A 7,654-nucleotide genomic window follows, 5' to 3' on the forward strand; every position below is an offset into this window, starting at 1 on the left:
CCTCGCTGCGCGCGGCGGGCGCTGCGGCGCTGCGGCTGAACGCGCCCGCCGCGGCGCTGGCCTGCACCTTGCGGATCAGCGCCTCGGGGTCGGGCAGGTCGGCGACATGGGTCAGGCGGATGATCGCCATCTCGGCCGCCATCATCGCGTTCGGGGCCTGGCCCACCTCTTCCAGCGCCTTCAGCAGCATCTGCCACAGCCGGGTCAGCGCCCGCATCGGCACCTTTTCCGCGATCTGCTGGCCGCGGGCGCGTTCGTCCGGGCCGATGGTCGGGTCGTCCAGCGCCTCGGGCGTGATCTTCACGATCGAGACCCAATGCGTGATCTCGGCCAGGTCGCGCAGGACCGCCATCGGGTCGGCGCCATCGGCATATTGCGCCTGCAACTCGGCCAGGGCCTCGGCGGCGGCGCCGCGCAGGATCATGTCGAAGAGGTCCAGCACCCGGCCGCGGTCCGCCAGTCCCAGCATGGCGCGGACCTGCGTCGCCGTCGTCTCGCCCGCGCCATGGCTGATCGCCTGGTCCAGCAGGCTGGTCGCGTCGCGGGCCGAGCCCTCGGCGGCGCGGGTGATCAGCGCCAGCGCGTCCTCGGTGATCTCGGCGCCTTCCGCCGTCGCGATGCGGCGCAGCAGCGCGATCATCACCTCGGGCTCGATGCGGCGCAGGTCGAAACGCTGGCAGCGCGACAGAACCGTGACCGGCACCTTGCGGATCTCGGTGGTGGCAAAGATGAACTTCACATGCGGCGGCGGTTCTTCCAGCGTCTTCAGAAGCGCGTTGAAGGCGCTGGTCGAAAGCATGTGGACTTCGTCGATGATATAGATCTTGTAGCGGGCCGAGGCGGCGCGATAGTGAACCGATTCAATGATTTCGCGGATGTCGTTCACGCCGGTTCTGGATGCGGCGTCCATCTCCATCACGTCGACGTGCCGGCCTTCCGAGATCGCCACGCAATGCTCGCAGACCCCGCAGGGCTCGGTCGTCGGGCCGCCCTGGCCGTCGGGGCCTGTGCAGTTCAGCCCCTTGGCGATGATGCGCGCCGTGGTGGTCTTGCCGGTGCCGCGGATGCCGGTCATCACGAAGGCCTGCGCGATGCGGTCCGCGGCGAAGGCATTCTTCAGCGTCCGCACCATCGCGTCCTGGCCGACCAGGTCGGCAAAGGTCTCGGGGCGGTATTTCCGCGCCAGCACCTGGTAGTTCCGTTCGCTCTCGCTCATGCCTCGGCCTTTGTTGACCGGCGCAGATTAGCGGCGCGGACGGGGGGCGGCAACCGCCCTTAGGCGGGCTGCCAGTCGAAGGCCAGTTCCTCGCGGAAGGCGAAGCGGGCGATGTGGCTGTCGACGATGTGGCGCATATGGGCGGTGGTGTCCTCGGGCGCCTCCAGCCGGATTTCCAGCGCCTCGGGCGTGGCGGTCAGGGTCACGATGCGATCCTCGGGCATCGCGATGCGGCCCTGGGCGGGGTCGAAGGCGACCTCGAACTTGTGCGCCCAATGCTTGCAGAGCTGCTGCAGGTAGCGGCTGCCGTTCGGCGTCGCCACGCGGCAGGTCGAAAGGATGACGGTCTGGGACATGGTCTTTCCTGTCTTGCGGGTCCGGCTGGCGGCGGCTGGCGGACATGGAAGGGTCACGAAACGGTGAGCGGGCTCGGCCCGGACTCGGCCCGGACCCGGTGTCCCCCATATAACCCGGATGAGGCGACGTTCAATCCTGCTTGCCCTGCCGCTGCTGGCCCTGCCGCGCCTGGCGCCGGCCTCGCCGCGCGAGGTGCTCGAGGCGGCGGACCTGCCGCAATTGCGCGCCGTCGCCGTCTGGCGCGACGGCGAGGAGGTGGCGGCGCGCGGCTTCGGCGGCTTCACGCCCGACCGGGCGACGAACATCAAGTCGGCCTCGAAATCCATCGTCTCGGCGCTGGCGGGCATCGCCATCGCGCGCGGGCTGTTTTCCGGCACCGACCAGCCGGTGGCCGAGCTGCTGCGTGCCGACCTGCCTGCCGACCCCGACCCGCGCCTGGCGCGGCTGACGCTGGGGCACCTGCTGTCGATGCAGGCGGGCCTGCAGCGCCAGTCCGGGCCGAACTACGGCCGCTGGGTCGGCAGCCGCAACTGGGTGCGCGCCGCGCTGGCCGCGCCCTTCGTCGCCGATCCGGGGCAGGGGATGCTTTACTCCACCGCCTCGACGCATCTGGTCTCGGCCATGCTGGCGCGCGCCTCGGGGCGCTCGACGCTGGCGCTGGCGCGGGACTGGCTGCGCATCCCCGGCTTCGCCATCGCCGCATGGGACCGTGATCCGCAGGGCATCCATCTGGGCGGCAACCAGATGGCGATGAGCACCCGCAGCCTCCTGGCCTTCGGCGCCGCCTATGCCGCGGGCGGGCAGGGCGTGATCCCGCCGCGCTGGATCGAGGCCAGCTGGCAGCCGCGCACCCGCTCGATCTTCAACGGCGAGGCATATGGCTATGGCTGGTTCATCAGCCGCATCGGCGGCCGGCCGGTGCGCTATGGCTGGGGCTATGGCGGGCAGATGATCTACGTGTTTCCCGGCCGGGTGCCGGTCGCCATCGCCATGACCTCGGACCCCGACCAGCCCTCGGCCCGCTCGGGCTATCGCACCGAGCTGCATGCGCTGGCCGGCCGGCTGGTGGCGGCGCTGTGATTTCCCGGCCGTTTCTCCGTTGCGAAAATACTCCGGGGGAGGCCCGCAGGGCCGGGGGCAGCGCCCCCATCCCGCCCCCGTCCGCCCCCCGTTGACCCGGAGGCTGGCGCGGCATATCTGCCCCCTCATGGCACGCGCACCGCTTTTGCAACTCACCGATATTTCCCTGACGTTCGGCGGCAATCCCGTCTTCGACGGGCTGAACCTGACCGTCCAGCAGGGCGACCAGCTGGCGCTGGTCGGCCGCAACGGCTCGGGCAAGTCCACGCTGATGAAGGTCATGGCCGGGCTGGTCGAGCCCGACAGCGGCGAGGTCGTCACCCCCGCCGGCATCCATGTCGGCTACATGGAGCAGGATCCCGACCTGTCGGGCTTTGCCACCCTGGGCGATTTCGCCCGCGCCGGCCTTGGCGACGCCGAGGGCTACCGCGTCGAGATGGCGGCCGAGGGGCTGAAATTCGACCCCGACCGCCCGACAGCCACCGCCTCGGGCGGCGAGCGGCGGCGGGCGGCGCTGGCCCGGCTTCTGGCCGAGGCGCCGGAACTGATGCTGCTCGACGAGCCGACCAACCATCTCGACATCGAGGCGATCGGCTGGCTGGAAGAGCAGCTTTCCACGACCAGGGCCGGCTTCGTGCTGATCTCGCACGACCGCGCCTTCCTGCGGGCGCTGACGCGGGCGACGCTGTGGATCGACCGCGGCGAGGTGCGCCGGCAGGACAAGGGCTTCGAACATTTCGAGGATTGGCGCGAAACCCTCTGGGCCGCCGAGGACGAGGCGCGCCACAAGCTCGACCGCAAGATCAAGGCCGAGGCCCGCTGGGCGGTCGAGGGCATCAGCGCCCGGCGCAAGCGCAACCAGGGCCGGGTGCGCGCGCTGGCCGCGCTGCGCGAGGAACGCGCCGGCCAGATCCGCCGCCAGGGCACGGCGGCGATGGAACTGGACGCGGGGCCGCAATCCGGCAAGCGGGTGATCGACGCCAGGGGCATCTCCAAGTCCTTCGGCGAGCGGGGGATCCTGAAGCCCTTCGACCTGCGGGTTCTGCGCGGCGACCGCGTGGCCTTCGTCGGCCCGAACGGCGCCGGCAAGACCACGCTGATCAAGATGCTGACCGGCGAGATCGCGCCCGATACCGGCGAGGTCAGGCACGGCACCAACCTGGAAATCGCGGTCTTCGACCAGGCGCGGAGCGCCATAGACGAGACGGTGACGCTGTGGGACGCGCTGGCGGGCGACCCGTCCATGCGGGTTTCCGGGCGCTCGGACCAGGTGATGGTGCGCGGCAACCCGCGCCATGTCGTGGCCTATCTCAAGGATTTCCTGTTCGACGAGGCGCAGGCGCGCGCGCCCGTCGGCAGCCTCTCGGGCGGGGAAAAGGCGCGGCTTTTGCTGGCGCGAATCATGGCCCGGTCCTCGAACCTTCTGGTGCTGGACGAGCCGACCAACGACCTCGACGTCGAGACGCTGGACCTGCTGCAGGACATCCTGGGCGACTATGACGGCACCGTGCTGCTGGTCAGCCACGACCGCGACTTCATCGATCGCGTGGCCACGACCACGGTGGCGATGGAGGGCGACGGTCGCGCCACGATCTATCCCGGCGGCTGGTCCGACTATCGCGCGCAGCGCCCGCAGGCGACCCCCGCGCCCGAGCCGACCCGGCCGGTCCCCGCCAAGCCCGCGCAGGTCGCGCCCGCGCCCAAGGCCGAGGCGGCGCGCGCCGGGCTCAATTTTTCGGAACGCAAGCGGCTGGAGACGCTGCCGGCCGTGATCGAGCGGCTGGAGGCCGAGATCGGCAAGCTGACCGAGTTCCTGGCCCAGCCCGACCTGTTCCAGACCGCCCCGGCCAAGTTCGCCAAGGCCAGCGACGCCCTGGTCGAACGCCAGCAGGCGCTGGCCGCCGCCGAGGAGGAATGGCTGGACCTGGCCGAGCGCGACCAGGGCTGAAGCGACCGAATATCCGGCCGCGCGCAGACAGCCCTTGCATTTTTGCGCTTTGCCCCCCATGTTCTGCGGGCTAGGTTATTTCTTCCGCATCCTGTCTCCTTTCCGGCTTCAGACTATGCTTCGATCTGACTGAGCCGGGCCGTCGCATGTCGCGGACGGTATTACTCTAAGGAGACATCACGATGGCCAATGGCACCGTGAAATGGTTCAACGCCACCAAAGGCTTCGGCTTCATCGCCCCCGCAGAGGGCGGCAAGGACGTGTTCGTCCACATCTCGGCCCTCGAGCGGGCGAACATCCGTCAACTCGATGACGGCCAGGCCGTGACCTTCGAAATCGAAACCGGCCGCGACGGCCGTCAATCGGCGCGCGACCTGGCGCTGGCCTGATCCGGCCCCCGATTTCAAGACAGATGGTCCGACCGATCCTGGTCGGACCAACCTTATCGGAGGCTCGCATGGCACCCAAGGACCGACTGAAGGGACTTTTCCGCGAGCCGACGCCGCTGACGGCGATGGATCGGACCACCTCCGAGGCCAGGCAGATCATCAGCGAGCAGACCCAGCGTCGCCAGGAGCTGACCGCAAGCCTGCGCGCGGCGCGGCTGGCCAGGGAAGCCGCCGACGGCGGGACAGCGGGCAAGAAGCGCAAGAAATAGACGCCTCGCGCGTCACGGGTCTTGCGTAGTTCCTCCTGACCGCCCCCATATTATCCCCTTATCGCGGCTGGTCCCATCGGGCCTTTCCCGGCGCAACCGGGCGAGGGTCGGGTGGGGGCGGCCCAATAATCTCAAGAAAAAAAGGCAAGACAAACATGGCAAGAACATCGAACAGGCGCGTCAATCGCCGCAAGATCACGCAAAGACAGCAGGACCGCCGCCGGCTGGCGATCATGTTCCTGAACAAGCAGATCGAAGCCTCGGCCGCTGCCGGGCGCGAGGGCAAGGCGGCCTCCGCCTCCTGAATCGTCAGGCGGCCGGTCAGCGTTCCAGGACCAGCCGGTTCCCCTCGATGCTGACACGGGCAAAGCGCGACAGGTAGGACATGCCCATCAGCGATTGCTCGAGTTCGGCGCGCAGCACCACCGCAGGAACGCGGGTGTCGCGGATCTCGCCGATGGCGACCGAATCGAGCAGCACGGTTGCGGTCTGGACGATGCCGTTCGCGGTGCGGGCCTGGCCGGCATAGGCCAGCGCCTCGGGGACGATGCCGACGCGGGCGGCGTCCCTGGGCCCCAGCGCGATGCTGGTGGCGCCGGTGTCGATGACGAAGCGCACCGGGGTGCCGTTTACCTGCGCGGTCAGGTGGTAATGGCCGTCATTGCCGACCGGCACCTCGATCCGGCCGCCTTCCAGCATCCGTGCCTGCGGCGAGATGGTGCCGCGGATGTCGTCCCAAAGCCCGGCCAGCGCCACCGCGCCCAGGAAGATCAGCCCCCAGGCCGCCGCCTGCCGCAGCGTCTGCCCCGGCCGGACGCGCAGCTCGACCAGCAGGAAGCCGCCGACGGCGACCAGCAGCAGCACCAGATAGGCGATCCGGCCGAATTCCTCGCCCATCATACCAGCCCCGAACCCTTGAGCCCGTCGATCACGAACTGGATCGACAGCGCCGCCAGCAGCATGCCGAAAAGCCGCGTGACCACCATGGTCCCGGTGCGGCCCAGCACATGCGCGATGGGCCCGGCCACGGCGAAAAGCGCGGCGGCGATGCCCAGGACCGCCAGCATGACCAGGTGGATCATCAGCGTATGGGCGGGGCCGGGGTTCTGCCCGACCAGCAGGATCATCGAGGCCAGCGCCCCCGGACCGGCCAGCAGCGGCGTCGCGAGCGGAAAGACCGAAGGATCGTCGTCATCGTCCCTGGCCTGGCCCTCGCGCCGCTCGGTGCGGCGTTCGAACAGCATGTCCAGCGCGGTCAGGAACAAGAGCAGCCCGCCGGCGATGCGGAAGGCGGACAGCGAGATGCCGATGCCGGTCAGGATCGCCTCGCCCGCAAGGCCGAAAAGCGTCATCAGCGCCGCAGCGATGGCCAGGGCCCGCCAGCCGATCCGCCGCCGCCGCTGCGGCGTCATGTCGCGGGTCAGGGCGATGAACAGCGGCGCAAGCCCCACCGGGTCGATCACGACGAACAGCGTGACAAAGGCGCTGATGATCTGGGTGCTTTCCATGGCGGGCGGTATGGCGTGGAACCTGGGCAGGGGCGAAGCGCGGCGGCGGGGCAAACGGCGCGATCACGCGTTTGGGGCTTTCGAAGAGGGCGATCCCGACCTATATCGGGACAGATGGATGCACCGCAAGGCCCAGGGGCCTGCCACGGAGGAAAACAGATGCACGCACCTTCACCCATGGCGCTATTGCTGATCGCAATCGTCGTTCTGGTTCTTTTCGGGCGCGGCAAGGTCTCGTCCCTGATGGGCGAGGTCGGCAAGGGGATCACTGCCTTCAAGAAAGGCGTCAAGGAAGGCGCCGAGGATATCGACGCCGCCGCCCACAGCGAGCCCAAGGAACTGGAGCAGCTGAAGACCGCCGACGACATCGAGCGCGCCCGCGCCGACCTGGCCGCCGAACGCGCCAAGCTTGACGCCGAGCGCGCCCGCACCGGCGCCGACAGCGCGCTGCGCGACGTGACGCCGACCGACACGACCAAGCTCTGATCCCCCGGCCCGACGGTCATGTTGGATATCGGCTGGAGCGAGTTGCTTCTGATCGGCGTGGTGGCGCTGATCGTCATCGGACCCAAGGATCTGCCCAAGCTGTTTCACACGCTGGGCCGGATCACCGCGCGCGCGCGCTCGATGGCGCGCGAGTTCAGCAGCGCGATGGAGGATGCGGCCAAGAGCTCGGGCCTTGACGACGCGGCCAAGACGCTCAAGGACGTGAACGCGCTGAGCTCGAAACGCGCGCTGGGGCTTGACGCGCTGGAACGCGCGACCGAGCGGTTCGAGAAATGGGATCCGCTGAACCCCAAGGACGAGGCCGGCCGCAAGGCGCCCGTCCCCGATCCCTCGGCCCCGCTGCCGCCGCAGCCCGCGGCGAACGGCAGCGACGCGCCTGC

At 69.4% G+C, this 7,654-nt stretch carries 11 protein-coding genes; 7 read left to right on the forward strand and 4 right to left on the reverse strand.

Annotated features, from left to right (window positions below; translation table 11 throughout):
- Positions 1–1,216, reverse strand: a 1,216-nt coding sequence (locus tag FE811_RS24790; RefSeq protein ID WP_140849185.1) for a DNA polymerase III subunit gamma/tau, incomplete at its 3' end; no start/stop codon positions are given.
- A 59-nt stretch (positions 1,217–1,275) separates the two neighbouring features.
- Complete coding sequence (locus tag FE811_RS24795; protein ID WP_072461991.1) at positions 1,276–1,572, reverse strand: DUF2218 domain-containing protein; 297 nt, start codon at positions 1,570–1,572, stop codon at positions 1,276–1,278.
- Between the two features lie 118 nt (positions 1,573–1,690).
- Between FE811_RS24795 and FE811_RS24800 the strand changes: the two genes are divergently transcribed.
- The 5 genes from FE811_RS24800 (at position 1,691) to FE811_RS27695 (ending at position 5,564) form a co-directional block, all read left to right on the forward strand.
- Positions 1,691–2,653 carry a serine hydrolase gene (locus FE811_RS24800; RefSeq protein WP_036759718.1) on the forward strand — a complete coding sequence of 321 codons (963 nt, stop codon included), beginning with the start codon at positions 1,691–1,693 and terminating at the stop codon, positions 2,651–2,653.
- 127 nt (positions 2,654–2,780) lie between these two features.
- Positions 2,781–4,601 carry an ABC-F family ATP-binding cassette domain-containing protein gene (locus FE811_RS24805; RefSeq protein WP_116222262.1) on the forward strand — a complete coding sequence of 607 codons (1,821 nt, stop codon included), beginning with the start codon at positions 2,781–2,783 and terminating at the stop codon, positions 4,599–4,601.
- A gap of 182 nt (positions 4,602–4,783) precedes the next feature.
- Positions 4,784–4,990, forward strand: a complete 207-nt coding sequence (locus FE811_RS24810) for a cold-shock protein (RefSeq protein WP_036759195.1) — start codon at positions 4,784–4,786, stop codon at positions 4,988–4,990.
- A 68-nt stretch (positions 4,991–5,058) separates the two neighbouring features.
- Entirely contained in the window at positions 5,059–5,259 is a 201-nt protein-coding gene (locus FE811_RS24815; RefSeq protein WP_036759192.1) for a hypothetical protein, read from the forward strand.
- A 155-nt stretch (positions 5,260–5,414) separates the two neighbouring features.
- Positions 5,415–5,564 (forward strand): hypothetical protein, encoded by a 150-nt coding sequence (locus FE811_RS27695; RefSeq protein WP_157034092.1) that lies wholly within the window; start codon positions 5,415–5,417, stop codon positions 5,562–5,564.
- Positions 5,565–5,580: 16 nt separating this feature from the next.
- Here the strand turns inward: FE811_RS27695 and FE811_RS24820 are convergent, their stop codons facing one another.
- Positions 5,581–6,156, reverse strand: coding sequence for a TIGR02281 family clan AA aspartic protease (locus tag FE811_RS24820; RefSeq protein WP_116222457.1), 576 nt, complete (start codon positions 6,154–6,156; stop codon positions 5,581–5,583).
- Positions 6,156–6,767 (reverse strand): MarC family protein, encoded by a 612-nt coding sequence (locus FE811_RS24825; protein ID WP_036759190.1) that lies wholly within the window; start codon positions 6,765–6,767, stop codon positions 6,156–6,158. Before FE811_RS24825 ends, FE811_RS24820 begins: the two co-directional genes overlap by 1 nt.
- A 159-nt stretch (positions 6,768–6,926) precedes the next feature.
- Between FE811_RS24825 and FE811_RS28845 the strand changes: the two genes are divergently transcribed.
- Both FE811_RS28845 and tatB read left to right on the forward strand, forming a co-directional pair.
- Positions 6,927–7,253, forward strand: a complete 327-nt coding sequence (locus tag FE811_RS28845; protein WP_072461988.1) for a twin-arginine translocase TatA/TatE family subunit — start codon at positions 6,927–6,929, stop codon at positions 7,251–7,253.
- Between the two features lie 18 nt (positions 7,254–7,271).
- Positions 7,272–7,654: Sec-independent protein translocase protein TatB (tatB, locus tag FE811_RS24835; RefSeq protein WP_140849187.1), on the forward strand; the 383-nt coding region annotated here is incomplete at its 3' end.

This window comes from Paracoccus sp. FO-3 (genome assembly GCF_006386455.1).
Classification (GTDB): Bacteria; Pseudomonadota; Alphaproteobacteria; order Rhodobacterales; family Rhodobacteraceae; genus Paracoccus; species Paracoccus versutus.

Coding starts and splice junctions, on each gene's coding strand:
- FE811_RS24795 (WP_072461991.1), bottom strand. CDS start 1,572: ATGTCCCAGACCGTCATCCTTTCGACCTGCCGCGTGGCGACGCCGAAC.
- FE811_RS24800 (WP_036759718.1), top strand. CDS start 1,691: ATGAGGCGACGTTCAATCCTGCTTGCCCTGCCGCTGCTGGCCCTGCCG.
- FE811_RS24805 (WP_116222262.1), top strand. CDS start 2,781: ATGGCACGCGCACCGCTTTTGCAACTCACCGATATTTCCCTGACGTTC.
- FE811_RS24810 (WP_036759195.1), top strand. CDS start 4,784: ATGGCCAATGGCACCGTGAAATGGTTCAACGCCACCAAAGGCTTCGGC.
- FE811_RS24815 (WP_036759192.1), top strand. CDS start 5,059: ATGGCACCCAAGGACCGACTGAAGGGACTTTTCCGCGAGCCGACGCCG.
- FE811_RS27695 (WP_157034092.1), top strand. CDS start 5,415: ATGGCAAGAACATCGAACAGGCGCGTCAATCGCCGCAAGATCACGCAA.
- FE811_RS24820 (WP_116222457.1), bottom strand. CDS start 6,156: ATGGGCGAGGAATTCGGCCGGATCGCCTATCTGGTGCTGCTGCTGGTC.
- FE811_RS24825 (WP_036759190.1), bottom strand. CDS start 6,767: ATGGAAAGCACCCAGATCATCAGCGCCTTTGTCACGCTGTTCGTCGTG.
- FE811_RS28845 (WP_072461988.1), top strand. CDS start 6,927: ATGCACGCACCTTCACCCATGGCGCTATTGCTGATCGCAATCGTCGTT.